General features: G+C 63.9%; 28 protein-coding genes and 2 pseudogenes. 12 read left to right on the top strand and 18 right to left on the bottom strand.

All coding sequences use genetic code 11. From position 1 onward, the window contains the following. Nucleotides 1-23 precede the first annotated feature (23 nt). On the top strand, nt 24-164 hold the full coding sequence (locus CXK94_RS22375; protein ID WP_180984395.1) for a hypothetical protein: 141 nt from the start codon (nt 24-26) through the stop codon (nt 162-164). A 57-nt stretch (nt 165-221) separates the two neighbouring features. On the opposite strand, the gene CXK94_RS04630 is transcribed toward CXK94_RS22375, so the two are convergent. Then, entirely contained in the window at nt 222-1,106 is an 885-nt protein-coding gene (locus CXK94_RS04630; RefSeq protein ID WP_102893470.1) for an EamA family transporter, read from the bottom strand. 194 nt (nt 1,107-1,300) lie between these two features. On the opposite strand from CXK94_RS04630, the gene CXK94_RS04625 reads away from it, so the two are divergent. Together CXK94_RS04625 and CXK94_RS04620 are read left to right on the top strand one after the other, a co-directional pair. Beyond that, the gene (locus tag CXK94_RS04625; protein WP_102893469.1) at nt 1,301-1,999 is read left to right on the top strand and encodes a YebC/PmpR family DNA-binding transcriptional regulator; all 699 of its coding nucleotides are present in this window, start codon (nt 1,301-1,303) and stop codon (nt 1,997-1,999) included. 52 nt (nt 2,000-2,051) lie between these two features. Further along, nucleotides 2,052-2,396, top strand: coding sequence for a YajD family HNH nuclease (locus tag CXK94_RS04620; RefSeq protein WP_102893468.1), 345 nt, complete (start codon nt 2,052-2,054; stop codon nt 2,394-2,396). A gap of 24 nt (nt 2,397-2,420) precedes the next feature. On the opposite strand, the gene CXK94_RS04615 is transcribed toward CXK94_RS04620, so the two are convergent. Further along, complete coding sequence (locus tag CXK94_RS04615; protein WP_102893467.1) at nt 2,421-2,852, bottom strand: universal stress protein; 432 nt, start codon at nt 2,850-2,852, stop codon at nt 2,421-2,423. 150 nt (nt 2,853-3,002) lie between these two features. Between CXK94_RS04615 and CXK94_RS04610 the strand changes: the two genes are divergently transcribed. Beyond that, nucleotides 3,003-3,443 carry a group II truncated hemoglobin gene (locus CXK94_RS04610; protein ID WP_102893466.1) on the top strand — a complete coding sequence of 147 codons (441 nt, stop codon included), beginning with the start codon at nt 3,003-3,005 and terminating at the stop codon, nt 3,441-3,443. Here the strand turns inward: CXK94_RS04610 and CXK94_RS04605 are convergent, their stop codons facing one another. Next, the gene (locus tag CXK94_RS04605) at nt 3,444-3,881 is read right to left on the bottom strand and encodes a pyrimidine dimer DNA glycosylase/endonuclease V (RefSeq protein ID WP_102893465.1); all 438 of its coding nucleotides are present in this window, start codon (nt 3,879-3,881) and stop codon (nt 3,444-3,446) included. Nucleotides 3,882-3,987: 106 nt separating this feature from the next. Here CXK94_RS04605 and CXK94_RS04600 point away from each other — a divergent pair, with 106 nt between their 5' ends. Both CXK94_RS04600 and CXK94_RS04595 read left to right on the top strand, forming a co-directional pair. After that, the gene (locus CXK94_RS04600; RefSeq protein ID WP_037042083.1) at nt 3,988-4,536 is read left to right on the top strand and encodes a non-canonical purine NTP pyrophosphatase; all 549 of its coding nucleotides are present in this window, start codon (nt 3,988-3,990) and stop codon (nt 4,534-4,536) included. Nucleotides 4,537-4,542: 6 nt separating this feature from the next. Next, on the top strand, nt 4,543-5,334 hold the full coding sequence (locus CXK94_RS04595) for an SIR2 family protein (protein WP_037042081.1): 792 nt from the start codon (nt 4,543-4,545) through the stop codon (nt 5,332-5,334). 144 nt (nt 5,335-5,478) lie between these two features. Here the strand turns inward: CXK94_RS04595 and CXK94_RS04590 are convergent, their stop codons facing one another. Both CXK94_RS04590 and CXK94_RS04585 read right to left on the bottom strand, forming a co-directional pair. Beyond that, a complete protein-coding gene (locus CXK94_RS04590) occupies nt 5,479-5,994 on the bottom strand; it encodes a hypothetical protein (RefSeq protein ID WP_180984382.1) in 516 nt (171 codons plus the stop codon). 300 nt (nt 5,995-6,294) lie between these two features. Further along, on the bottom strand, nt 6,295-8,205 hold the full coding sequence (locus CXK94_RS04585; protein WP_102893464.1) for a sodium:solute symporter family protein: 1,911 nt from the start codon (nt 8,203-8,205) through the stop codon (nt 6,295-6,297). Nucleotides 8,206-8,326: 121 nt separating this feature from the next. Here CXK94_RS04585 and CXK94_RS22815 point away from each other — a divergent pair. Then, nucleotides 8,327-9,248 (top strand): annotated as a pseudogene (locus CXK94_RS22815) (GNAT family N-acetyltransferase). Here the strand turns inward: CXK94_RS22815 and CXK94_RS22370 are convergent. The 8 genes from CXK94_RS22370 to ispF all read right to left on the bottom strand — a co-directional run bounded on the left by CXK94_RS22370 (nt 9,191) and on the right by ispF (nt 15,756). After that, complete coding sequence (locus CXK94_RS22370) at nt 9,191-9,328, bottom strand: hypothetical protein (RefSeq protein WP_164838461.1); 138 nt, start codon at nt 9,326-9,328, stop codon at nt 9,191-9,193. The pseudogene CXK94_RS22815 and the gene CXK94_RS22370 overlap by 58 nt on opposite strands. A gap of 584 nt (nt 9,329-9,912) precedes the next feature. Next, entirely contained in the window at nt 9,913-10,893 is a 981-nt protein-coding gene (rpoS, locus tag CXK94_RS04575) for an RNA polymerase sigma factor RpoS (protein ID WP_037042068.1), read from the bottom strand. A 100-nt stretch (nt 10,894-10,993) separates the two neighbouring features. Further along, complete coding sequence (locus CXK94_RS04570) at nt 10,994-11,836, bottom strand: peptidoglycan DD-metalloendopeptidase family protein (RefSeq protein WP_371257627.1); 843 nt, start codon at nt 11,834-11,836, stop codon at nt 10,994-10,996. A gap of 28 nt (nt 11,837-11,864) precedes the next feature. Beyond that, nucleotides 11,865-12,800, bottom strand: coding sequence for a DUF368 domain-containing protein (locus tag CXK94_RS04565; RefSeq protein ID WP_102893463.1), 936 nt, complete (start codon nt 12,798-12,800; stop codon nt 11,865-11,867). Nucleotides 12,801-12,819: 19 nt separating this feature from the next. Continuing rightward, complete coding sequence (locus CXK94_RS04560) at nt 12,820-13,455, bottom strand: protein-L-isoaspartate(D-aspartate) O-methyltransferase (RefSeq protein ID WP_037042092.1); 636 nt, start codon at nt 13,453-13,455, stop codon at nt 12,820-12,822. A 41-nt stretch (nt 13,456-13,496) separates the two neighbouring features. Continuing rightward, nucleotides 13,497-14,246 carry a 5'/3'-nucleotidase SurE gene (gene surE / locus CXK94_RS04555; protein ID WP_037042060.1) on the bottom strand — a complete coding sequence of 250 codons (750 nt, stop codon included), beginning with the start codon at nt 14,244-14,246 and terminating at the stop codon, nt 13,497-13,499. Further along, nucleotides 14,246-15,286, bottom strand: a complete 1,041-nt coding sequence (gene truD, locus CXK94_RS04550; protein ID WP_102893462.1) for a tRNA pseudouridine(13) synthase TruD — start codon at nt 15,284-15,286, stop codon at nt 14,246-14,248. Before truD ends, surE begins: the two co-directional genes overlap by 1 nt. Next, on the bottom strand, nt 15,283-15,756 hold the full coding sequence (gene ispF, locus CXK94_RS04545) for a 2-C-methyl-D-erythritol 2,4-cyclodiphosphate synthase (protein ID WP_037042059.1): 474 nt from the start codon (nt 15,754-15,756) through the stop codon (nt 15,283-15,285). Before ispF ends, truD begins: the two co-directional genes overlap by 4 nt. Nucleotides 15,757-15,927: 171 nt before the next feature. On the opposite strand from ispF, the gene CXK94_RS04540 reads away from it, so the two are divergent. Together CXK94_RS04540 and CXK94_RS04535 are read left to right on the top strand one after the other, a co-directional pair. Then, complete coding sequence (locus CXK94_RS04540) at nt 15,928-16,230, top strand: ArsR/SmtB family transcription factor (RefSeq protein ID WP_102893461.1); 303 nt, start codon at nt 15,928-15,930, stop codon at nt 16,228-16,230. A 42-nt stretch (nt 16,231-16,272) separates the two neighbouring features. Further along, complete coding sequence (locus CXK94_RS04535) at nt 16,273-17,322, top strand: alkene reductase (protein WP_102893460.1); 1,050 nt, start codon at nt 16,273-16,275, stop codon at nt 17,320-17,322. A 687-nt stretch (nt 17,323-18,009) separates the two neighbouring features. Here CXK94_RS04535 and fghA read toward each other — a convergent pair. Further along, nucleotides 18,010-18,855 (bottom strand): S-formylglutathione hydrolase, encoded by an 846-nt coding sequence (gene fghA, locus CXK94_RS04530; protein ID WP_102893459.1) that lies wholly within the window; start codon nt 18,853-18,855, stop codon nt 18,010-18,012. 93 nt (nt 18,856-18,948) lie between these two features. Then, nucleotides 18,949-20,064: an S-(hydroxymethyl)glutathione dehydrogenase/class III alcohol dehydrogenase gene (locus CXK94_RS04525; RefSeq protein ID WP_102893458.1), complete on the bottom strand. Its 1,116-nt coding sequence runs from the start codon at nt 20,062-20,064 to the stop codon at nt 18,949-18,951. A 301-nt stretch (nt 20,065-20,365) separates the two neighbouring features. Between CXK94_RS04525 and CXK94_RS04520 the strand changes: the two genes are divergently transcribed. The 3 genes and pseudogenes from CXK94_RS04520 to CXK94_RS04510 all read left to right on the top strand — a co-directional run bounded on the left by CXK94_RS04520 (nt 20,366) and on the right by CXK94_RS04510 (nt 22,965). Then, nucleotides 20,366-21,265 (top strand): LysR family transcriptional regulator, encoded by a 900-nt coding sequence (locus tag CXK94_RS04520; RefSeq protein WP_102893457.1) that lies wholly within the window; start codon nt 20,366-20,368, stop codon nt 21,263-21,265. A 137-nt stretch (nt 21,266-21,402) separates the two neighbouring features. Further along, nucleotides 21,403-21,702, top strand: a pseudogene (locus CXK94_RS04515) (HPF/RaiA family ribosome-associated protein); the annotation flags it as partial. 96 nt (nt 21,703-21,798) lie between these two features. Continuing rightward, the gene (locus tag CXK94_RS04510) at nt 21,799-22,965 is read left to right on the top strand and encodes a hypothetical protein (RefSeq protein ID WP_102893456.1); all 1,167 of its coding nucleotides are present in this window, start codon (nt 21,799-21,801) and stop codon (nt 22,963-22,965) included. A gap of 46 nt (nt 22,966-23,011) precedes the next feature. Here CXK94_RS04510 and ispD read toward each other — a convergent pair whose 3' ends face one another. From ispD to eno, 3 genes are all read right to left on the bottom strand, one after another. Further along, the gene (ispD, locus tag CXK94_RS04505; RefSeq protein ID WP_102893455.1) at nt 23,012-23,716 is read right to left on the bottom strand and encodes a 2-C-methyl-D-erythritol 4-phosphate cytidylyltransferase; all 705 of its coding nucleotides are present in this window, start codon (nt 23,714-23,716) and stop codon (nt 23,012-23,014) included. After that, nucleotides 23,713-24,000, bottom strand: coding sequence for a cell division protein FtsB (gene ftsB / locus CXK94_RS04500; protein ID WP_102893454.1), 288 nt, complete (start codon nt 23,998-24,000; stop codon nt 23,713-23,715). Before ftsB ends, ispD begins: the two co-directional genes overlap by 4 nt. Nucleotides 24,001-24,337: 337 nt before the next feature. Next, nucleotides 24,338-25,627, bottom strand: a complete 1,290-nt coding sequence (gene eno / locus CXK94_RS04495) for a phosphopyruvate hydratase (RefSeq protein ID WP_102893453.1) — start codon at nt 25,625-25,627, stop codon at nt 24,338-24,340. Between the last annotated feature and the right edge of the window lie 21 nt (nt 25,628-25,648).

Here is a 25,648-nt window from a genome sequence, read left to right as displayed (position 1 = left end):
GCCACGATCAGAGGTGAAACACCATGAGCAAGGGAATGGATGCGAAGAAGAATGCCAAGAAGAAGCCGCTGAAAACCGCGCAGGAAAAACGTATGGCCAAGCGCGACAAGAAGCACGGCACCACGACGTTGCTCGGGGCTCACGCTGCCCCCCGCCAGGGCTGACGCGCCATCGTGACGCCCCGCCCGAACCGATTGGCGCGGGGCGTCTCGCTGTAAAGCTCAAGCCAGGCGCAGCCGCAGCCATCCGTACAGCCAGCCGCCCCAGACGTTGACCACCAGCCCCAGCATCACCAGCAGCGCACCGGCCAGTTGCAGCGGGCCCAGCCGCTCACCCAGCAGCAACGCCGATGAGCTCAGCCCCACCACCGGCACCAGCAGGGAAAAAGGCGCCACCTGGCTGGCCGGGTAGCGCGACAGCAGGCGGCTCCACAGGCCATAACCGAGCAGGGTCGCGCCGAACGCCAGATAGACCAGTACCAGCAGGGTGTCCACACCGAGCCCGCGCAGGGCGAGCTCTATGGCGGTGGGACCTTCCAGCCACAACGACAGCGCCAGGAACGGCAGCGGCGGCACCAGGCTACCCCATACCACCAGGCCGACCAGGTTCACCTTGCCGAACTTGCGCGTGACGATGTTGCCCAGCGCCCACATCGAGGCGGCACCCAGGGTCAGCACGAAGCCGGCCAGGGTCATGCCGCGATCGGCTTGCGTACCGATCAGCACCAGCCCCGCCGCAGCCACCAGCAGCCCCAGCAGATTGGCCCGGCGCAGATGCTCGCCGAGAAACAGCACAGCGAAGAACAGGGTGAAGAAGGCTTGCGACTGCAGCACCAGCGAAGCCAGGCCGGCGGGCATGCCGACCTTCATCGCCGAAAACAGGAAGGCGAACTGCCCCAGCGAAATGGTCAGCCCATAGGCCAATAGCCAGCGCAGCGGCACCTGCGGCTGCTTGACGAAGAAGACCGCCGGCACCGCCGCCAGCATGAAGCGCAGCGCCCCGAGCAGCATGGGCGGTACGTCGTGCAGGCCGACCATGATCACGACGAAATTGAGGCCCCAGACGACGATGACGACCAGCGCGAGCAGCAGATCCCTGGGTGACATAACGACGCATCCCTCGGTGGCAAGACGACCATTAGAGCCACGTGGAGGGCCGGCCGGTCCATACAGTGGGCCGCAAATTGGCCGATACAGTCCGCTCGGAACGACGATCGTCCCTTCATCGCCGACAGAACAGACGAAACCTCGGCAGACCCGATAGAATCGCCAACCGGTTCAACCATCAGACGAGTACGAACATGGGCGCACAGTGGAAAGCGAAACATAAGGAAGCCGCGGCGAATGCCAAGGGCAGGATCTTCGGCAAGCTGTCGAAGGAAATCATGATCGCCGCCCGCAGCGGTCCCGACCCGGACATGAATCCACGCCTGCGCCTGGTGGTCGAACAGGCCAAGAAGGCCTCCATGCCCAAGGACACCCTGGAGCGCGCCATCAAGAAGGGTGCCGGCCTGAGCGGCGAGGTGGTCCACTACGAGCGGACCCTCTACGAGGGTTTCGCCCCGCATCAGGTGCCGCTGATCGTCGAGTGCCTGACCGACAACCTTAACCGCACCGTGGCGGAGATCCGTGTGTTGTTCCGCAAGGGCCAGCTGGGTTCGTCCGGCTCGGTGAGCTGGGACTTCGACCATGTCGGCATGATCGAGGCGAGCCCCACGGGCGATGCCGACGCCGAAGTGGCCGCCATCGAAGCCGGAGCCCAGGATTTCGAGCCCGCCGAAGACGGCGCCACGCTGTTCATCACCGAGCCGACCGACCTCGACGCAGTGTGCAAGGCACTGCCGGAATTCGGCTTCAGCGTGCAGTCGGCACAGCTGGGCTACCGTCCGAAGAACCCGGTAAACCTGTCCGGCGCGGAACTGGAGGAAGTCGAGGCCTTCCTCGAGGCCATCGATGCCCATGACGACGTGCAGAACGTCTATGTCGGCCTGGCCGGCTGAATCTCGGCGTCTATAGTTGTGTCGAGAAAGGCACCCGACGAGCAGGTGAACGATGAGCAACGACAAGCCCACCACGCCCTATAGCCAGCGCGAGCAGGGCTACCGGGAAAAAGCGCTGAAGATGTACCCATGGATCTGCGGGCGTTGCGCGCGGGAGTTCTCGGGCAAGCGCCTCAGCGAGCTGACGGTCCACCACAAGGACCACAACCACGACAACAACCCGGAGGACGGCTCCAACTGGGAGCTGCTTTGCCTGTACTGCCACGACAACGAGCATTCCCGCTATACCGACAACCAGTACCAGGCCGAAGCCCGGCCTGGCAGCGATCTGGGGCCGAAGGAAACCTTCAAGGCCTTCGCCAACCTGGCCGACCTGCTCAAGGGCAAGCAGGGCTGACCAGGCAGCGCGCATTGCGGCCGCTTACTTGACCAGCAGAACCGGGACCGATACCTCGTGGATCACCCGGTTCGCCACCGAGCCCAACAGCAGCCCGGTGAAGCTGCCAAGGCCGCGAGTACCCATCACCACGGTGTCGCACCCCAGGCGTTTGACCGCATCGTTGATCTGCTCGGCGACGTTGCCCAGTACCGAGTGCGTTTCATAGGTGAGGCCACTGCCCTGCAGCATTGCCGCTGCTTCGGCGAGGATGCCCTGTGCCTTGGTCTCCAGGCCCTTGTTGAGTTCGTCGATCATCGCTGCGGTGACATATTCGCCGTAGATGATCGGCTCGTGCTGCGCATTGAGCACGTGGACGTCCATTGCCAGCCCGGCATCACGGGCGAAATCGATGACATATTGCAGGGCCCGCTTGGCGTTTTCCGACCCATCGAATGCAACCAGAACTTTGCGCATGTTCCATCTCCGTCATTGTGTCGTTTCAGCATAGACCAGCTCGCAGTCGCCGCGGGTGCTGCCCGCCCTTGTCTTGAGCTGGTCGAGCGAGCATCATTTCGCCCCCGCAGGCGCCCGCCTGCCCCACTCTGGATCAGGAGGCGCGCCAGGATGACCGTCAACGAAACGCCCGCATTCGGTACAGCTGACGCTTCGTTCCAGGCGGCCGGAGGCCAGGAGGGGCTGGAGCGTCTGGTGGCGGAATTCTATCGGGTGATGGACGAAGACCCGCGAGCTGCGACGATACGGCGCATGTACCCCGAGCAACTGGAACTGGCCCGCGAGAAGCTCGCCAGTTTTCTCAGCGGCTGGCTGGGTGGGCCGCGCCGCTACGCCGAGAAGTACGGCAGCATCCATATTCCGCAGTTTCATACCCGCTGGAGCGTCGGCGAAGCCGAGCGGGATGCGTGGCTGTATTGCATGGAACAGGCCATCGCCCGCCAGCCCTACTCCGCCGAGTTCGCCGAATACCTGCTGCGCCAGTTGAAAGTACCCGCCGAGCGCATCCGCATGGTGCAGTCCATGTGTCCTGCGCAAGGCCGCCAGGGCTGATCAGCCTCCGCTCAGCACTTCCCAAGGCTCTACCGGCCCTTCGACGAGCTGGAACAGCGGGTGCGGTAGCGGGCAGTCTTCGGCCTGCAGCGCGTCGAGCAACGCTGGCTGGCGTACCGCCAGTTTGGCCATCAGGTGCGTGCGCTCGTACTCCAGCTGCCCACGGCTAACCGACATCGGCTCGAGCCTGGCGGCGATACCGATCTTCTGCGCATCGAAGCGATATCCACGCCGCAGCGCTTCGGCATGCACGGCCTGCAGGTAGCCCGCGACCTGGGCGGCTGGTTCGACGCATTGCGCAAAGCGCCGCAGCTGCGGATGCCGGCGGTAGCCGCGGGTCTGCCCGCACAGCACCGCCTGCGCCAGCAGCCCCTCGCGCCAGAGCGCGACCAGCCCCTTGGCATCGAGATAGCGTGGATGCAATGACCACAGGCGCATGCGTCGCCCTCCTCTTTTCCGGTATTTGGCTGTCCATCCAGAACCGACCGATGTCGTCTGCGTCAAAAATAGCAACGCAGCATGGCGCTCCAGAGGCAGGTGCAGCATGAAGATCCGCTTCGCCTCCATCAACCAGCAGAAGATCCGCGAAGTCCGGGAGATTCTCGAACCCAGCGGCATCGAGGTCCTGCCCTTCCCGATACGCATCGAAGAACTGCGCACCGAAGACCTGCAACAACTGGTCAGCGACAAGCTACTGGCTGCGTTCAAGCTGATCGGCAAACCGGTGTTCGTCGAGCATACCGGGCTGTTCATCAACAGCCTCAACGGTTTTCCCGGCGGCCTGACCCAGATCTTCTGGGACCGGTTGCAACCCGAACGATTCTCCGAGCTGATCAGCCGGCTGGATGACCCGACAGCCGAGGCGAAGACGCTGATCGGCTATTGCGACGGGCGCAAGCGGCACTTCTTCGAAGGGGTGGTCGCCGGCAGGATTTCGCCGAAGCCGACCGGCCACGGTGGCTTCGAATGGGATGATGTGTTCATTCCCGACGGACAGAGCCGCACGTTCGCCGAACTCGGCGAACAGAAGAACGGCCTGTCCATGCGCAGACATGCCCTCGACGCCTTCGTCAGCTTCCTCAGGGAGCCCTGAACGGTCATGGACCTGCTGAAAGATGCCTACCGCAACAATCGCCTGATCCTCTTCGTCGGCTCCGGCGTGTCCGCCAATATCGGGCTGCCGCCCTGGAAGGAACTGATCGACGAAATCGCCACGCAGCTTGGGTACGATCCGGAAGTGTTCAATACCTATGGCAATTTTCTCGCCCTGGCCGAGTACTACCGGATCAAGAAGGGCAATATCGGCCCGTTGCGCAGCTGGATGGACCGCGAATGGCACAGGGACATCGAGATACGCGACTCGGAGATTCACCGCCTGATCGTCCATGGCCGTTTCCCGGCCATCTATACCACCAATTACGACCGTTGGCTGGAATACGCGCACGATGCCTATGGCGTCGAGTACGTGAAGATCGCCAATGCCAGCGACCTGACCAAGGCCCACGACGGCATGCGGCAGATCGTCAAGTTCCATGGCGATTTCGACGACGACGCCTCGATCGTGCTGGACGAAACCAGCTACTACCAGCGGCTGCAGTTCGAGACACCGCTGGATATCAAACTGCGTGCCGATACGCTGAGCAAGGCCGTACTGTTCATTGGCTACAGCCTTTCGGATACCAACATCCGTCTACTTTTCCACAAGCTGTCGAAAATCTGGAACGAACATGAAGCGCTCGGCGTCCGGCCTATTTCCTATGTGTTCTCGCACAAACCGAATCCGGTACAGGAAGAAGTTCTCAGCCAATGGGGCATCCGTATGATCGCTTCGGAAGACGACGAACCCGGGCTGGCACTGAAGAACTTTCTTCAGCAACTGGTGGAAGGCTGAGCTATAGAAAAACAACACGCATCGCTTCCATCCCCATGCAGGCAGATGAAACAAGCGAAGCCATATCAAACAAGCGAAACGATAAAGGCGGAAGTTCCGAGCGATGCGGCACGATACCAATACGGTATCGCGCCGCGTGCCGCATCAGTAGTTGAAACCGATACCGATGCTATAGAGGAATACACCGTCATCGTAACGGTCCTGGGCATCACTGCCACTTTTGAACAGGAACTGATATTCGGCCATTGCGGTAATGAACGTCTTGTCCTGAACCCAGTATTTGAGTCCCACTTCCGGCCCCGCCATGAACGTGTCGTCCACCCGGTCGCCATAGACCCCGCCAACGCTGGCGCCAATGAAGGGACGGGCATTGCCGGTGCCGAAGTGATAGTCGTAGAACACCCGTGTCGATCCGTCGAACTTGGTACTTTCATCCTCCGCATCACGCACGTTTATGGTTTGCCGGACACCCCACAGGGATGACTCGGAAAGGTATTTACCCCAGCTACCCTGAACGGAGAACACAGTATCGTCGAAGTCCTTGTCACTGCTTCCTGCACCACCCAAGGTAATTTCACGATCACCGGCCATGGGAGCGGCGCCCGCAACGGCCGGAAACATGGCTGCGACCATCAGGGAAGTTTTCAAGAATCGGTTCATGACGGCACCTCTTGTTCTGCTTGTTGGATTTACGCAAACACCAGAACGCACTGCGTACATTGAGCCAAGCATGCAAACCGAATCTTTTCCTCGACAAATCGACGAATGACACATATTTAACAAAAAACCGAAGAGAATCCTCTAATCGAATGATTCAACTTGAGTTATGCACCTGGAATCATTTTGATATTAACCAGAGCAAGCGAGACCACCCCAACAAACAAGCGAAACGCTGGCATTATTCACATCCGGTTCCTGACTGTTTCCGATCTTCAAAAATTGGCGGCTCGCATTGCGCCTTTACTTTCCCGCTGGTGCATGGAGTTCGTCTGGATCATCGAAACGATCACTCAATGCCAGGTAGAGCCACACCGGCACCAGCGCCATCCCCAGCACGATGCAGCTCCAGGCCGGCCAGGACTCGCCATCCGGGTGTGGGAACAGCAAGCGGCCCATACCGAACAGCAGTGCGTAAAGGGACAGCGCAGTGATCGCCACGGCGAGCAGCCGGCGACCGAGCGCCTTCAACGAAGCGCTCGGCGCCACGCCACAACGCACGGCAGTGCGCCCCCAGAAGCCGAACGGACGAACGCGCCGGTAAAACCGGTCGAGGGTTCGCTCGTCGGTCGCCGGCGTGACGAAACTGACCAGGATCGCCGCCGTGCAGGTCACCAGTGACATGATGCCCAGGCGTATCCACTCCTGGGCCGGCCCGGTGCCGAGCATATGCAGCAGCAACGGTGCCGTGACCAGCGACGCCACCATGGCGGCCAGCTCGGAGTAGAGATTGATCCTCTCCCACAACCAGCGCAGCACCAGCACCGAGCCCATTCCCGCACCGAACAGCAGGGAGACGAACCAGGCCGTCTGGATCGAACCCAGGTTGGCCATGATGAACATGGCGATCAGCAAGATCAACACATTGGACAAGCGCGCCACCCGCACCAGCTCCTCGTTCCTGGGCTTGCGCTTGAGCAGCCTGGGCGCCACGACGCCGGCATACACATCGTTGCTCCAGTAGGACGCCCCCCAATTGAGGTGGGTATCCACCGTCGAGGCCAGCGCCGCCAGCAACCCGATCAGCATCAACCCCCGCGCTCCAGGCGGTAGCAAGGCATCGATACCGGTCACGAACAGCGCCTCGCGCGCGGCGGTGAAGCCGGCACCGCCGGCTTCTTCCGGACTGAACGGATAAAGCACCAGCAGGCCGATGGCGATCGCCAGCCACAACAGGCTGCGCAGGAGGACCTGCACCCAGGTGAAGACCAGCCCGGCGATCCGCGCCTGGCGGTCCGTGGGGCAAGCCATGCAGCGCTGAGCCAGGTAACCGGTACCGTCGGCATTCATCTGGAACAACCACTGCAGGCCAACGATGAGCAGAAAAGGCATGAGGGCATCGCCGACACCGCTCGGGGCGAAGGACAACAGCTGGTCCGCCCGCTGGGCACCGTACAGTTCGACGAGCCGGTCGGTCAGGCCTGCCAGCCCGCCGGCGGCATCGACCACGAACCAGGCGTAGGCCAGGGTCCCCAGCATCGCCACGCTCAACTGCAGCACATCGGTCTGTACCACGGCCCGCAGCCCTCCGGTGATCGAATACATCCCCGTGAACGCCAGAATCAGCACGATCGAGATCAGGTTGTTGGTGGTGGCGGTCGCCCGGTCGAGCCCACCGATGCTCTCGCCCAGGCGAAGACCGCTGGCCTCCACCACACCGAGAATGACCTGGTAGAAGCCGCTGGGCAGCCAGGTGTGCCAGGGCAGGAACACTTCCGCGATGCGGATCGCCGCCACCAGCACCATCGCCAGCACTACGCAGTTGATTACCGTGCCGTAGTAGAGCGCCTTGAACAGGCGCAGCGGTACGACGGCCGGACCGCTGTAGCGCACCCGCGTCAGTTCGGCATCGGTGAGTACACCGGCACGACGCCAACCGGAAGCGAAGACCCAGGCCAGCATCAGAAAGGCCAGCCCGTATATCCACAATCGCCACAAGGCGAATACGCCGGCGGTGGCCACCAACCCGCTGACCAGCAACGGCGTATCGGCGGCGAACTGGGTGGCGGCCATCGAGACTCCGGCGCGCCACCCCTTGATCGTGCGCCCGGCGAGAAAGTATTCGTGCAGGCTCTGCGAAGCCTTGCCGCGCGCCCGCATACCGGCGCAAAGCCCGTAGAGGACGAAGGCCAGTACCATCAGTAGATCCAGCATCCTGTCATCCCGGTCGTTGTTGCGATGAGCCCCTTGAATGCCATGTGCGGGCGAGAACACGCCGATTTCGGCGCTGCACAACAGACGCTAGACTATTCGGCCCCGAGAACGACCGAACGACATGCCAGCCCTCGACTATCAGCCGCTCCCCCTCGCCGCTGGTCCCCTTGCTGATCAGGTTCTACCGCAGCCACAACAGCCGTAACCGCGTGCACCCGGATGCGAAATGCTGGGTCGCCCGGCGCAGCGAGATTCATGCCGGGCTCTGCCTGACACCCGTCGAACAGGGGCATTTCCTGACCGGCTTGCTGGTGGCTCCGCCCGAGCGGAACCGGGGAATCGGCGCCCGGCTGGTTCGTGAAGCCCTGGCCTCGGTCGAAGGGCCGGTCTGGCTGTTCTGCCAGCCACGACTGCGGGAGTTCTATGCCAGGCTGGGCTTCTTTCCCACCGAGCGGTTACCGGAAACCCTGGCCGACCGCCTGGCCCGCTACCAGCGAACCAAGACATTGATCGCCCTGCTCAACGACCGCCGGATACCCCCATGCCCAGACCGACCCTGACTATCGCCATTGCCTGCCTGTTCGACGAGAGTGGACGCATCCTGGTCGTGCGCAAGCGCGGCAGCCGCTTCTTCATGCTGCCCGGTGGCAAGGCGGAAACGGGCGAAAGCCCACTGCAAACGCTCATGCGGGAACTCGACGAGGAGCTGCACCTGCGCCTTGGCGAAGGCGACTTCGAGCCGTTGGGACATTATCAGGCGCCCGCCGCCAACGAGCCGGGGCACTGGGTGCAGGCCGACGTGTTCATGGCGCGGCTCCCCCACGCCGTGCATGCTCAGGCGGAACTCGAGGAACTGGATTGGCTGGAGCTGAGCACTCCGACACGCGATGATCTGGCACCGCTGCTGCGCGAGCGGATCATGCCCGCACTGCTGGAGCGTACCGCGCCCCACTGTGCAAGCGACCACGCGCAACGGTAGAAGCGCTCAAGGCGAGATCGGGTCGCTGGCGGGAAAAGTCTCTTCCAGCGCCTCGTCGAGCTGATCCTCGTCGGCGTCTTCGGGACGCCGGACCACGTCGTCCCGATCTTCGGCGGGCTGGCCGTTCTGCTCTTTGCCGCTCATTCGCTGTGCTCCCGCTGGATGGCTGTGGGAACTTAGGCCATGAACGTGCATTGCGGTTCAACGAGCACTTTGCTGCGGGCAAAAAAAAAAGGGGCGGGAGTTGATCCCCGCCCGCCTCCTTCCATGCTCCTTTACGTCCTGCTCATCGTCCTGATGACATCGCTTCCAGCGATGGTTCCTGACCCTCATCCATGAAGGCCTGTACTTGTCCTTAAGTACGAGCGCGATATTAATGATCCCGACGACTGCGGCAACCGGGGAAAAATCCACAGCGTCGGATTTTCATCGTCCATCACCAAAAATAAGTCATTTAAAATCAACAACTTATACTTACATACATGGATGATCGGGCGATTCGATCGGCCTTTTCACATACTTTTCTTACAGGTTTTGTAAGCAAATGCTTACAAGGGATAGAGACAAACCGGAAAAACAGCTATCCGGGCATTAGCTCGATGGGCTGAAGGCCGCCAGGACGGCAGCGGTTGGACAACGTACAGGGCCGAGGGGGCGCAAACCGCCCTCGGCCCGACGGGATCAGAACGGCGCGCCCTTCCGGGCCTGGCACGGCCAGGCCGCAAGCGCTACTGGAACAAGGCGTCGCTCGACAGCCCATTGCGCTCCAGGATTTCCCGCAGGCGTCGAAGCGCTTCCACCTGAATCTGCCGGACGCGCTCGCGAGTCAATCCGATCTCCTGGCCAACTTCTTCCAGGGTGCACGCCTCATGGCCCCGCAGGCCGAAGCGGCGAATGACCACTTCCCGCTGCTTCTCGGTGAGATCGGACAACCATTGATCGATACTCGCCGAAAGATCGTCATCGAGCAGCAATTCGCAGGGATCGGTCGGTTTTTCGTCGGTCAGGGTGTCGAGCAGGGTCTTGTCGGTATCCGGCCCGAGGGAGACGTCCACCGAAGTCACCCGCTCGTTCAGGCCGAGCATGCGCTTGACTTCCCCCACCGGCTTTTCCAGCAGGTTGGCGATCTCTTCCGGGCTGGGCTCGTGATCGAGCTTCTGCGTCAACTCACGCGCAGCGCGCAGGTAGACGTTCAATTCCTTGACCACATGGATCGGCAGGCGAATCGTGCGGGTCTGGTTCATGATCGCCCGTTCGATGGTCTGGCGAATCCACCAGGTGGCATAGGTGGAAAAACGGAAGCCACGCTCGGGATCGAACTTCTCCACCGCACGAATCAGGCCGAGGTTGCCTTCCTCGACCAGATCGAGCAGCGACAGACCGCGGTTGACGTAGCGCCGTGCGATCTTCACCACCAGGCGCAGGTTGCTCTCGATCATGCGCTTGCGCCCCGCCGGATCACCCTTTTGCGCCAGGCGGGCGAAGTGCACTTCTTCTTCGGGAGTCAGGAGGGGGGAGAAACCGATTTCGTTGAGGTACAACTGGGTCGCATCGAGCGCCCGGTTGTAGTCGATGAACTTGTGTTGCTTGGCCTTGCCAGCAGCCGAAGGCCGGTGCGTATCGCTGGCGCGGTCGAATGCTGTGGCCGGTTCCATGAGCAGAACCGCATCGTCGACGTCAAACTCCAGCGCTTCTTTTTCGAGTGCCATTTATTGTTGTCCTGTTCTGAGTTCGACAACAGGCTCGGGCAGCACGCAATCCTTGGCAATACTCGAGCCCATCCCAGTGCCGGAACAGGCGGGCGTCAGGTCAACGTCTCGGCAGATATTGCAGGGGGTCTACGGGTTTTCCCTGGCGACGAATTTCGAAATGCAGCTTCACCCGGTCGGTTCCCGTCGATCCCATCTCGGCAATGCCTTGCCCAGCCTTGACTTGTTGGCCCTCCCGCACCAGCAGCCTGCGGTTGTGACCGTAGGCGCTTACATAGGTATCGCTGTGCTTGATGATTACAAGTTCGCCGTAACCCCGTAATCCACTACCGGCGTACACAACAGTCCCATCAGAAGCAGCTAAGACAGGCTGTCCTAATTCCCCGGCGATATCAATTCCTTTATTCAAACTGCCGTTTGAGGAAAAACGCCCGATGATCGTGCCGTTCGCCGGCCATGCCCAGCCGCTTGCCGAGCGGGTGACCGGCGTCACCGGCGTGGTCGCCGGCTGGCTGGGTGCGGTGCTGATGCTGGGTTGCCGTGGCACCGGGGTGGCGACCACCACAGGCGTCGAAGGCGCGGGTTTCGGTGCTGCCGGCGCCGGGGCGACAGGGCGCGGTGCGGTGGCGACGGAAGGTGCTGCACGTCCGTCGAAGCTGATCCGCTGGCCAGGATAGATGACGTGCGGCGGCCGGATGCCATTCACCCGGGCCAGCTCACGCCAGTCCCAGCCGAAGCGGAAGGCGATCGACCAGAGCGTATCGCCACGGCGGACGATGTAATGGCCGCTGGTGACACGGTCGCGATTGTTGCGATCGACGACCTGCACGCCCCCCGGCGGAGCGGATGCGCAACCGAGAAGCGTCGAGCCGATCAGCATGACGCCCAGGAACGAACGGACCAGAGGATCGCGAATCCACCGCTGAATGGCTGTGAGCCTCAATGCCCGCTCCCTTTCATAAAAAGTCCGTTCAGACGCTTTCCGCCACCGGCTGACGCCGACCGGCGAACCACTCGAGGCCGAGCACCAGCACGATACCGCCGATAGCCAACAGGATAGCCATCAGCAACTGGGGATCATGCCCGGTTAGGTCGCCGTAGGTGGCGGGCAGCAGGTTCTGCTGCAGCAGAGGGGTCCGTTCGCCGTGCGAGTTGGTCTGCCAGGTGAGGGTTTCCTTCCAGGGCCAGACCTTGTTCAGCGAGCCGAGCATGAGCCCGGTGAGGAACGCCAGGGTCAGGTCGCGCCAGTGCTTGAGCATCCAGCTGAGCAGCTTGGCGAAACTCAGCAGGCCGAGCAGGCAGCCGGCGGCGAAGGTCATCAGCACGCCGACGTCGAGATTCTTGACCGCGCCCAGCACCACCGGATAGAGCCCCAGCAATACCAGGATGAAGCTGCCGGAAATCCCCGGCAGGATCATCGCGCAGATCGCGATGGCACCGGCCAGGAACAGGCTCAGCCCACCGCTGCTCCACTGCATGGGCGCGGCCACGGTGATCCAGTAGGCGAAGCCGATGCCCAGGCAGAAACTGAGGATTCGCGACAGGTTGCGGCGCTGGATTTCCTTGCCGACCAGATGCACCGAGACCAGGATCAGGCCGAAAAAGAACGACCATACCGGGATCGGATGATGCTCCAGCAGATAGGTTATTAGCCTGGCCAGGGTGAAGACGCTGGTGAGGATGCCCGCGAAGAGAACCAGCAGGAAGGTCGCGTTGGCGGTCTTCCAGGCCTCGGCAACGCGGCCGCGCAGCAGCGGAGCGACGGCATAGGGCACCGCGCTGATCGAGCGCAGCAGCTCGTCATAGATACCGGTGATGAAGGCTACCGTGCCGCCCGACACGCCGGGCACCACATCCGCCGCCCCCATGGCCATACCCTTGGCATACAACAACAAAGCGCTCTTCATGTTTCCTTCCGCTGAATGATCAAACTACGGGTCCATTGAGCAGCGGCACGAAACGTACGGTATCCAGAAGATGGCGGGAAAAGCCGTTTTCCTCTCGAATGATCAGCATCAGTTGCTGGACTTCGCCGGCACCCACCGGAATCACCAGGCGCCCACCGGGCGCCAGTTGTTCGAGCAGGGCCTGCGGCACGTCGGCGGCCGCCGCGGTGACGATGATGCCGTTGTAGGGCGCCAGTGCCGGCCAACCCTCCCAACCATCGCCCCAGCGAAAGACCACATTACGCAGCTTGAGTTCGGCCAGGCGCTCCTTGGCACGGTCCTGTAGCGCCTGGATGCGCTCGACCGAGAACACCCGCTCGACCAGTTGCGCCAGCACGGCGGTCTGGTAGCCCGAGCCAGTACCGATCTCCAGCACCTTGTCCAGCGGGCCGTCGGCCAGCAGCAGCTCGCTCATGCGGGCGACCATGAACGGCTGGGAAATCGTCTGGTTGTGGCCGATGGGCAGCGCGGTGTCCTCGTAGGCCCGATGCGCCAGGGCCTCGTCGACGAACAGGTGGCGCGGCGTGCGGCGAATCACCTCGAGCACGTGGGGATTGGACAGCCCCTCCTCGTAGAGCCGCTGGATCAGGCGATCGCGCGTGCGCTGGGATGTCATGCCGGAGCCGTGGAGCAACAGGCTGTCTTGTCCGCGATGGTTCACAGCACATTCTCCAGCCAGCTTTCGAGGCCCTTGAAGGCCTCATGGAAGGTCCGGTCCAGCTGCAGCGGCGTGATCGACACGTAACCCTGCATGACGGCGTGGAAGTCGGTGCCCGGGCCGCCATCCTCGACGTCGCCGGCGACCGAGATCCAGTAGCCCTCCTTGCCGCGCGGGTTGGCCTGCTTGACCGGCGGCTTGGCCCGGCTGCGATGCCCCAGGCGGGTGAGCTGGATGCCGCGGATGTGGTCCAGCGGCAGGTTCGGCACATTCACGCTGAGCACGGTGCGCGGCGGCAGGTCGAGCTGATCGTGCTTCTCCACCAGCGTGCGGGCGATGTAGGCGGCCGTCGGCAGGTTCTCCGGCGAGCGCGAGATCAGCGAGAAGGCAAAGGCGGGAAGGCCGGTGAAACGCCCCTCGATGGCGGCGGCGACCGTGCCGGAATAGAGCACGTCGTCGCCCAGGTTGGCACCGAGGTTGATTCCCGAGACCACCATGTCCGGGGTGTCGTCGAGCAGGCCATTGAGTCCCAGGTGCACGCAATCGGTGGGCGAGCCGTTCAGGCCGATGAAACCGTTGGGCATGCTCACCGGATGCAGCGGGCGGTCCAGGGTGAGCGCGCTGCTGGCGCCGCTCATGTCCTGGATCGGGGCTACCACCTTGCACTCGGCATAATCGGCCAGCGCGTCGTAAAGCGCGGCGAGCCCGGGTGCATACACCCCGTCGTCGTTGGCGATCAGAATACGCATCAGATGTCCGTCTGCCCTGCCAGGCTGACCAGCTCGCGCACCACTGCGGTGGCGAAGCATCCGGTCGGCAGGACGAATTCCAGTTGCAGAATGTCAGGCTCGGGATAATGCCATGACAAACCGCCGATGGGGAGGCGAAGAATGCGCCGTTCGTGCTTCATGCCGGCTTGCGCCAGCCAATTGGCGATTGCCGGCTCGGCAGCGGCGACACGCTGCTCCAGCGCCTGGATTCCGCCGCCTGCCGGCGACTCGCCACTGCCCCACAACGGGCCGGTGGGGTGCAGGTCGAGAATCGCCAGCCGCGGGTCGCTGCACTCGGCCTCGCCTGCCGGGAAAAAGCTGCGGCTGTCGGTGAAGGCGAGCAGGTCGCCCACCTGCGCCCGATCCCAGCTCGCCTCGGCGACCCGCTCGGCCAGGACCCGGTTGAACAGGTAACTGCGCCCGGCCGAGAGCAGCCGCGAGCGCAGGTTGCGCTGCAGCGGCAGTTCCCCTCGGGCGGCGAAGTCGCGGGCGCCGTGCAGGTTGCCGCCCTCGTGACCGAAGCGCTGCAGGCCGAAGTAGTTGGGCACGCCGCGGGCCTTGATCCGCTCCAGTCGGGCATCGAGCGCGGCCTGCTCGCCACGCAGCTCAGTCAGGCGCAGGGTGAAACCGTTGGCCGAATGCGCGCCACGCTGCAGCTTGCGCTGGTGGCGCGTGCGCTGGAGGATCGCCAGGCTTTCGTTCTCCGCCGCCGCCAGGTCCGGATCGGCCTTACCCGGCAGGTGCAGGCTGAACCACTGCCGGGTCAGCGCCTGGCGGTCCTTCAGCCCGGCGTAGCTGATCATCTTCAGCGGCACCCCGGCGGCGCGGGCGATGCGCCTGGCGGCCTCCTCGGTATTCAGGTTGCGCTTTTCCACCCACAACCACAGGTGTTCGCCCTCGCCGGACAGCGGGATGTCGAGTACCTCGTCGACCTGGAAATCCTCGGCGACGGCCTTCAGTACCGCGCTACCGCAGGGCTCGCCATGGGCACGCGGCCCGAGCAGCTGCGCCTCGTTCATGCGTGAACCAGCAAGGCGACCGCATGCACCGCGATCCCCTCCTCGCGCCCGGCGAAGCCGAGCTTCTCGGTGGTGGTGGCCTTGACGTTGACCTGGTCCATCTCGACCTGCAGGTCCTTGGCAATCAGCGCGCGCATGCGCTCGATGTGCGGCGCCATCTTCGGCGCCTGGGCGACGATGGTGGCGTCGACGTTGCCGACCTTCCAGCCCTTGGCCTTCACCTGCTCGAGTACGTGGCGCAGCAGCACGCGGCTGTCGGCCCCCTTGAACTGCGGGTCGGTGTCGGGGAAGTGCTTGCCGATGTCGCCCAGCGCCGCGGCGCCGAGCAGCGCATCGCTCAGCGCATGCAGCAGCACATCACCGTCGGAATGGGCCAGCAGCCCGAACCTGTGTGGAATTCGCACGCCGCCGAGCGTGATGAAATCGCCCTCGCCGAAGCGGTGCACGTCGAAGCCATGGCCGATACGCATAGAAAGAACACCCTGGAAAACTCAGGTGGCGATTCTACAGGAGCGAACAGCCGCAGCGCGGGCGCTTCATCATCGATAGCGGCGATAGGCACCATCAGACGAATCGATCACATATCGTTTTATTCCGATATATAGTTCGCCTCATTCCGATATACGACTGCGAAACAGCCCATGCCCGACGATTTCGACGACATCATCAAGGCGCTCGCCCATCCCCTGCGCCGCGACATCCTGCGCTGGCTCAAGGAGCCGCAGCGCTACTTCGCCGAGCAGCACCACTCGCTGGAGAACGGTGTCTGCGCCGGGCAGATCGACCAGCGCGCGGGCCTCTCGCAATCGACGGTATCGGCGCACCTGGCCACCCTGCAGAAAGCCGGGCTGATCAGCAGCCGGAAGGTTGGCCAGTGGCACTTCTTCAAGCGCAACGACGAGGCCATCCAGGCCTTCGTCGAGCGTATCGGCCAGAATCTCTGACCGTTTTATCGAACCACCCTCGCGTACAGGAGCAGCACGGCTATGCCCACACTCTTCGACCCGATCAGGATCGGCGACCTGGAACTGAACAACCGCATCATCATGGCGCCCCTGACCCGCTGCCGCGCCGAGCCCGGCCGCGTGCCCGGCGAGCTGATGGTCGAGTACTACAGCCAGCGCGCCGATGCCGGCCTGATCATCAGCGAAGCCACCTCGGTGACACCGATGGGCGTCGGTTATCCGGACACGCCCGGCATCTGGTCCGCCGAGCAGGTGCAGGGCTGGAAGAAGATCACCGATGCCGTGCACGCCAAGGGCGGCAAGATCGTCCTGCAGCTCTGGCACGTCGGACGCATCTCCGATCCGCTCTACCTCGACGGCCAGCTGCCGGTCGCGCCCAGCGCCATCAAGCCGGCCGGGCATGTCAGCCTGGTGCGGCCGATGAAGGACTACGAGACGCCGCGCGCATTGCAGACCGAGGAAATCCCCGGCATCGTCGAGGCCTACCGCAAGGGGGCCGAGAACGCCAAGGAAGCCGGTTTCGACGGTGTGGAGATCCATGGCGCCAACGGCTACCTGCTCGACCAGTTCCTGCAGGACAGCACCAACCAGCGCAGCGATCAATACGGCGGCTCGCTGGAGAACCGCGCACGGTTGCTGCTGGAAGTGACCGATGCCGCTATCTCGGTCTGGGGCACCGGCCGCGTCGGCATGCATCTGGCGCCGCGTGCCGACTCCCATGATATGGGCGATTCCAACCGCGCGGAGACCTTCGGCTACGTCGCCCGCGAACTGGGCAAGCGCGGCATCGCCTTCATCTGCACCCGCGAGAAGGCCGGCGAGGACAGCCTCGGTCCGCAGTTGAAGCAGATTTTCGGCGGCGTCTATATCGCCAACGAGCGCTTCACCGGGGAACAGGCCAACGCCTGGCTGGCCGAAGGCAAGGCCGATGCGGTGGCGTTCGGCATTCCCTTCATCGCCAACCCGGACCTGGTCGAGCGGCTGCGCCGGAATGCTCCGCTGAACGAGCCCAGGCCCGAACTGTTCTACGCCCAAGGTGCCGAAGGCTACACCGATTATCCGTCGCTCTAGCTCCTGGCGATGGAAAGGCCCGACCGGGAACTCCGGCCGGGCCTTTTTTGTGACGGTCGTTCCTGGCGGTAGACGCATGGATGAGGCTACGCCGTCATCCACCCTACGCCCTCAACGCCACGGTATGCGGCCTCGTAGGGTGGAAAACCGCAAAGCGTTTTCCACGCGGCCGGCGCATCAAGCAAACGTCCCGGCCAGCATATTCGCCGGCGAACCAGACGCGTGGATGAGGCTACGCCGTCATCCACCCTACGCCCTCAACGCCGCGGTATGCGGCCTCGTAGGGTGGAAAACCGCAAAGCGTTTTCCACGCGGCCAGCGCATCAAGCAAACGCCCCAGCCAGCACAGTAGCCGGCGAAACAGACGTGTGGATGAGGCTGCGCCGTCATCCACCCTACGCCTCCAACGCCGCGGTATGCAGCCTCGTAGGGTGGAAAACCGCAAAGCGTTTTCCACGCGGCCAGCGCATCAAGCAAACGTCCCGGCCAGCACATTCGCCGGCGAACCAGGCGCGTGGATGAGGCTTCGCCGTCATCCACCCTACACCTCCAACGCCACGGTATGCGGCCTCGTAGGGCGGAAAACCGCAAAGCGTTTTCCACGCGGCCGGCGCATCAAGCAAACGTCCCGGCCAGCACAGTCGCCGGCGAACCAGACGCGTGGATGAGGCTACGCCGTCATCCACCCTACACCTTCAACGCCGCGGCGTGATGGCGCAGGTGGTCATCGATGAAGCTGGAGATGAAGTAGTAGCTATGGTCGTAGCCGGGCTGGATGCGCAGCGTCAGCGGGTGATCGGCCGCCCTGGCTGCCGCCTCCAGCGCCTCGGGCTTCAACTGGCTGACCATGAAGTCGTCGCGATCGCCCTGGTCCACCAGGATCGGCAGTTTCTCGCCAGCCTCGGCGATCAGCGTGCAGGCGTCCCACTCGCGCCAGCGCGAACGGTCCGCGCCCAGGTAGTGGGTGAAGGCCTTCTCGCCCCACGGGCAGTTCAGCGGATTGACGATCGGCGCGAAGGCCGACAGCGACCGGTAACGGCCCGGGTTCTTCAGCGCGCAGATCAACGCGCCGTGACCGCCCATGGAGTGCCCGCTGATGCCGCGCCTGTCGGACACCGGGAAATTCGCCTCGATCAGCGCCGGCAGTTCGTCCACCACGTAGTCGTACATGCGGTAGTGCTGCGCCCAGGGCTGTTCGGTAGCGTTGAGGTAGAACCCCGCGCCCAGGCCGAAGTCCCAGGCACCCTCGGGGTCGTCCGGCACGCCGGCGCCGCGCGGGCTAGTATCCGGCGCCACGATGATCAGGCCGAGCTCCGCCGCCAGGCGATGGGCGCCGGCCTTCTGCATGAAGTTCTCGTCCGTGCAGGTCAGCCCGGACAGCCAGTACAGCACCGGCAGCTGCTCGCCCTGCTCGGCCTGCGGCGGCAGGTACACGGCGAAGACCATGTCGCAGTTCAGGCTGCGCGAACGATGCCGGTAGCGCTTGTGCCAGCCACCGAAGCTTTTCTGACAGGAAAGGTTTTCAAGGGTCATGGGTAGGCCTCGCGTAGGGTGGAAAACCGCGAAGCGTTTTCCACCTGCCGAGGTGGATAAGCCGTCTGGCGACGGCGTTAGCCACCCTCCGGATCAATAGTGGATGACGGTACGGATGCTCTTGCCCTCGTGCATCAGGTCGAAGGCCTCGTTGATCTTTTCCAGCGGCAGGTTGTGGGTGATGAAGGTATCCAGCGGGATCTCGCCACTCTGCGCTTTCGCCACGTAGCCCGGCAGTTCGGTACGCCCCTTGACGCCGCCGAAGGCCGAACCGCGCCAGACGCGCCCGGTGACCAGCTGGAACGGCCGGGTGCTGATCTCCTGGCCGGCACCGGCAACGCCGATGATGGTCGACTCGCCCCAGCCCTTGTGGCAGCACTCCAGCGCCGCGCGCATCAGCTGCACGTTGCCGACGCACTCGAAGCTGTAGTCGACGCCGCCGTCGGTCATCTCGACGATCACCTCCTGGATCGGCTTGTCGTGCTCCTTGGGATTGACGAAGTCGGTGGCGCCCAGCTCCTCGGCGATGGCGAACTTGCCCGGATTGATGTCGATGGCGATGATCCGGCTGGCCTTGGCCATCTTGGCACCGATGATCGCCGCCAGGCCGATGCCGCCCAGGCCGAAGATGGCGACCGTGGCGCCCTCTTCCACCTTGGCCGTGTTGAGCACCGCGCCGATACCGGTGGTCACGCCGCAACCCAGCAGGCAGACCTTCTCCAGCGGCGCCTCCTTGGGAATCACCGCCACCGAGACTTCCGGCAGCACGGTGTACTCGGAGAAGGTCGAGCAGCCCATGTAGTGATAGATCGGCTCGCCGTTGTAGCTGAAGCGGCTGGTGCCGTCCGGCATCAGGCCCTTGCCCTGGGTGGCGCGCACCGAGCTGCACAGGTTGGTCTTGCCGGACTTGCAGAACTTGCACTCGCGGCATTCGGCGGTGTACAGCGGGATCACATGGTCACCGACGGCCACCGAGGTGACGCCCTCGCCCACCGCCTCGACGATACCGCCGCCCTCATGGCCGAGGATGCACGGGAAGACGCCTTCGGAATCCTCGCCCGACAGCGTGTAGGCGTCGGTGTGGCATACGCCGGTGGCGACGATGCGGATCAGCACTTCGCCGGCCTTGGGCGGCTCGACGTCCACTTCCACGATCTTCAGGGGCTGGTTGGGGCCGAAGGCGACCGCGGCGCGCGACTTGATGGTCATGGCATCACTCTCGTTGTGTGTCAGGGAAAGCGGAAAGTGTAATTCACTCTCCAACTGGCTTAATGAGCGTTTCGGGAAAACATTATTGCTGCCGAGGAACAATACGCTACCATTTCGCACAACCGTTCCCAGTCCCCCAAGTTGTCTATGCCTGAGTTGTCTGTTGCGGATGGACGTCCTCGAAGTGATAGGAGCGGGCCATGCCCGCGACGCTTTTGCACGCTGAATATTCGCGGGCATGCCCGCTCCTACAGGGGCAACACATGACTGGACACTGCCTGCCGTTTTCCCGGAGCTCCCGATGAATCGCTGGGAAGGCCTCGACGAATTCGTCGCCGTCGCCGAATGTGGCAACTTCATGCGCGCCGCCGAGCGCCTGCGCGTATCGTCCTCGCACGTCAGCCGCCAGGTCGCCCGCCTCGAGGAACGGCTGCAGGCACGCCTGCTCTACCGCACCACCCGCCGCGTGTCGCTGACCGAGGCGGGGCACACCTTCTTCACCCGCTGCCAGCGGCTGATCGAGGAGCGCGACGAAGCCTTCCTGGCGATCAGCGACCTGCATGCCGCGCCGACCGGGCTGCTGCGCATGACTGCCGCGGTGGCCTACGGCGAGCGCTTCATCGTGCCGCTGGTGAACGAATTCATGGCTCGCCACCCGCAACTGCGGGTCGAGATCGAGCTGTCCAACCGCACCCTGGACCTGGTGCAGGAAGGCTACGACCTGGCGATTCGTCTGGGCCGCCTCGGCGACTCGCGGCTGGTCGCCAGCCGTATCGCGCCCCGGGCGATGTACCTGTGTGCCGCACCGGCCTACCTGGAGCGCTACGGGCGCCCGCACACCCTGTCGGAACTGGCGCGGCACAACTGCCTGATCGGCACGGGCGATACCTGGGCATTCCAGGTCGACGGTCGCGAGCAGCACTTCAAACCGACCGGCAACTGGCGCTGCAACAGCGGCCAGGCCGTGCTGGATGCCGCCCTGCGCGGTTTCGGCCTGTGCCAGTTGCCGGACTACTACGTGCAGGAACCGCTGCGCCGCGGCGAGCTGGTCTCGCTGCTCGAAGTCAACCAGCCGCCGGACACCGCCGTCTGGGCGATATATCCGCAGCGGCGCTACCCGCTGCCCAAGGTTCGCCTGCTGATCGAGGCGCTGAAGACCGGGCTCGCGCGCTGCCCGGAATATGCCGGCGAGGAACGCTGAACCGAGCCCGGCACCATGCGTCCGAGGGGGCGGCAGGCGGCGGAACCCAGCCCCGCTTGCCACGTCGTAACTTCTGTAGCTGCATATCCTTCGCGTCTTCGCGCACGGGTATGCAGCGCTTCAATCAGGAGGACACCATGCAGGTTCTGGTGAACAGCAATCACAGCGTCGACGTTTCCAACGGCCTGGAGGAACGCATCAGGGCGACCGTGGAGAGCGAACTGGAACGTTTCGATGGCCAGTTGACCCGGGTCGAAGTTCATCTCAACGACGAAAACAGCGGCAAGAGCGGCCCGCAGGACAAACGCTGCCAGATGGAGGCGCGGGTCAAGGGGCACGAGCCGATTTCCGCCACGCACAAGGCCGAATCGCTGGACCTGGCGATCAACGGCGCCGCGGAGAAACTCAATCACGCCCTGAGCCATGCGCTCGACAAATTCAATCGCCACTGACCACCGGCCAACGATGGCCACAGAAAGCGCCATCAATCACCACTGCGAGGGACCGAATCACCAATTCGATGGAGGCCACCCATGAACCGCCTGCTCGACCGCGAAACCCTTTCCCAACTGCTGTCACGGCGCGAAGGGCCGTGTCTGTCGCTCTACCAGCCCACCCATCGCAGCTTCCCTGAACGCCAGCAGGACCCGATCCGCTTCAAGCATCTGGTCCGGCAACTGGAAGATGCCCTCAAGCAGCAGGGCCACGGCGAACAGGTGCCGTCGCTGCTCAAGCCATTCCATGCGCTGGTCGACGACAACGACTTCTGGAACCATAGCCTCGACGGCCTGGCAGCGTTCGCCGCGAAGGATTACTTCGAGGTCTATCGTCTGCAGCGCAGCGTGCCGGAGCTGGCCGTGGCCAACGAGCGCATGCACCTCAAGCCGCTGCTGCGCATCGCCCAGTCGGCCGACCGCTACCAGATCCTCTGCCTGTCGCGCGACTCGGTGCACCTGTTCGAGGGCAACCGCGATGCGCTCGACGAAGTGAAGCTGCACGAGGCGGTACCGCGCACCCTCACCGAGGCGCTGGGCAGCGATATGACCGACAAGGGCCAGAGCGGCTTCGTCCAGGGCTACAGCCGCGCCGGCGAGCGCGGCGACTCCATGCAGGTCGAGGCCGGCGGCAGCGGCAAGCAGGCGGAGATCGATCGCGACCGCGACCGTTTCTTCCGCGAGGTCGACCGGGCGATCGCCGAGCATCACTCGAAACCCTCGGGGCTGCCGCTGATCCTCGCCGCACTGCCGGAGCAGCAGCCGCACTTCCGCCGTATCAGCCATAACGAGCAGCTGCTGGCCGAAGGCATCGAGATCGGCCAGGGCGCGCTGAGCACCAACGAGCTGCGTGAAAAGAGCTGGCTGGTCATGCAGCCACGCTACCTCAAGCGCCTCGAGGGCCTGCTCGAGCAGTTCGGCTCCTCCCACGGCCAGGGTCTGGGCTCGGATCGCCTGGAGGACATCGGCGAAGCTACCCAGCAAGGCCGGGTCGCCACCCTGCTGGTGGAGGCCGAACGCAAGATTCCCGGGCAGGCCGACAAGGCCCGGGGCAAGGCGATTCCCGGGGACGGTGACGGCATGACCACGCCGGACCTGCTCGACGAGCTGACCATCTGGACCCTGGAACAAGGCGGCGAAGTGGTCGTGGTGCCGGTGGAGCGCATGCCTACCGCCACCGGGGCCGCGGCGATCTATCGCTTCTGAGGGCATATGGCAGACAGGCCCCGGCCTGTCTGCCATGACCGCGAGTTCAAGCCTTCCAGCACCGCTCGAGCCAGAGCAGGTCCTCGGGCCGGGTGATCTTCAGGTTGTCCGCGCGGCCTTCCACCAGGCGCGGCGAAAGCCCTGCCCACTCGATGGCCGAGGCCTCGTCGGTGACCGTCGCCCCGGCCTCCAGCGCCGCCGCGAGCGAGCGTTGCAGGCCGCCCAGATGGAACATCTGCGGCGTATAGGCCTGCCAGATCACGCTGCGATCCACGGTTTCCACGACCCGGCCATCCGGGCCTGCACGCTTGAGCGTGTCGCGCGCGGGCACGGCCAGCAGGCCGCCCACCGCGTCGTCGGCCAGCTCGGCCAGCAATCTGTCCAGATCGCTGCGGGCCAGGTTGGGCCGCGCCGCATCGTGCACCAGCACCCAGTCGCCAGCGCCGGCGCCGAGCTCGCGCAGGCGCTGCAGGCCGCCCAGCACCGAATCGCAACGCTCGCTGCCACCGGCCGCGCGCTGGATACGGGTGTCGCGCGCACACGGCAGGTCCTGCCAGTACGGATCGTCGGGCGCCAGGCAGACCACCAGCCCCAGCAGCCGGGGATGGTCGAGAAAGCAGTCCAGCGTGTGTTCGAGGATGCAGCGCCCAGCCAGTTGCAGGTACTGCTTGGGTCGGTCGGCGCGCATGCGGCTGCCGATGCCGGCGGCCGGAATAACCACCCAGAAGGCAGGAAGGTCGTGAGGGTTCATTCGATCAGCTGATAGAGGGTCTCGCCCTCTTTGACCATGCCGAGTTCCTGGCGGGCACGTTCCTCGACGGTTTCCATGCCCTGCTTGAGCTCCAGGACTTCCGCCTCGAGAATCCGGTTGCGCTCCAGCAGCCGCTCGTTCTCGCCCTGCTGCTCGGCGATCTGCTTGTTCAGGCTGCTGACCTGGGCCAGGCTGCCCTCGCCCACCCACAGGCGATACTGCAAGCCGCCCAGGAGCAGAATCAGCACGACGAACAACCAGTAAGGGCGATAAGGGCGACGCATAGCAGGCATGAAACGGCTTCGGCTGTATTCGAATATGGGAAAGCGGTGACCGGCGGCGGCTGCCCTTTCACGGAAACCGGCTTTCAGGATTGAAGCAAAAAAGGGCGACTCACGCCGCCCTTTTTTAGAATGCCGCGACCCAGAGCCTGTTCACGATCTCGCGAGCTAGAGTCCTGCAAGGCAAAAACAGGCGAGGAAGCGGAGTTTACTGATGTAAATGAGCATGACTCACTCCGTTCGCCCTTCGGGCCGCGCTAAAGCGCGTTAGCCGCAAGCGGCTTGCCGAGCCTGTTTTTAACGCCGCAGGGCCGACGCGCAGCAGATCATGAACAGGTTCTCAGCCGCGGAATTCGGCACGGCCCTTGTACGGCGCCTTGCCGGCCAACTGCTCCTCGATGCGCAGCAGCTGGTTGTACTTCGACACACGGTCGGAGCGGCACAGCGAACCGGTCTTGATCTGGCCGGCGGCAGTGCCCACGGCCAGGTCGGCGATGGTGCTGTCCTCGGTCTCGCCGCTGCGGTGCGAGATCACCGCGGTGTAGCCGGCGGCCTTGGCCATCTGGATGGCTTCCAGGGTTTCGCTCAGCGAGCCGATCTGGTTGAACTTGATCAGGATCGAGTTGGCGATGCCCTTGTCGATGCCTTCCTTGAGGATCTTGGTGTTGGTGACGAACAGGTCGTCGCCGACCAGTTGGACCTTCTCGCCGATCTTGTCGGTCAGCGCCTTCCAGCCGGCCCAGTCGGACTCGTCCATGCCGTCTTCGATGGAGATGATCGGATAACGTTGGCTCAGGCCGGCCAGGTAGTCGGCGAAGCCTTCGGCGTCGAACACCTTGCCTTCACCGGCCAGGTCGTACTTGCCGTCCTGGTAGAACTCGCTGGAGGCGCAGTCCAGGGCCAGGGTCACATCGCTGCCCAGCGTGTAGCCGGCCTTCGCGACCGCCTCGGCAATGGCGCCCAGTGCGTCCTCGTTGGAGGCCAGGTTCGGCGCGAAACCGCCCTCGTCGCCCACCGCGGTATTCAGGCCGCGAGCCTTGAGCACGGCCTTGAGGTGATGGAAGATCTCGGCGCCCATGCGCAGCGCGTCGGCGAAGGTCTTGGCGCCGACCGGCTGGATCATGAATTCCTGGATGTCGACGTTGTTGTCGGCATGCTCGCCGCCGTTGATGATGTTCATCATCGGCACCGGCATGGAGTACTGGCCCGGAGTGCCGTTGAGGTCGGCGATGTGCGCGTAGAGCGGCACGCCCTTGGCCTGGGCGGCGGCCTTGGCGGCGGCCAGGGACACGGCGAGGATGGCGTTGGCGCCCAGCTTGGCCTTGTTCTCGGTACCGTCCAGCTCGATCATCGCCTGGTCCAGGCCCTTCTGGTTGACCGGGTCCTTGCCCAGCAGCAGATCGCGGATCGGGCCGTTGACGTTGGCCACGGCGGTCAGCACGCCCTTGCCCAGGTAGCGGCTCTTGTCGCCATCACGCAGCTCCAGCGCCTCGCGCGAACCGGTGGATGCACCGGACGGCGCACAGGCACTGCCGATGATGCCGTTGTCGAGGATCACGTCGGCTTCCACGGTGGGGTTGCCACGGGAATCGAGAACTTCACGCCCCTTGATGTCGACGATCTTTGCCATTGTTGTTAACACTCCGTAGAT

This window comes from Stutzerimonas stutzeri, assembly GCF_002890915.1.
In the GTDB taxonomy this organism is placed as follows: domain Bacteria; phylum Pseudomonadota; class Gammaproteobacteria; order Pseudomonadales; family Pseudomonadaceae; genus Stutzerimonas; species Stutzerimonas stutzeri_AF.
This window is presented reverse-complemented; position numbering and strand designations above follow the sequence as displayed.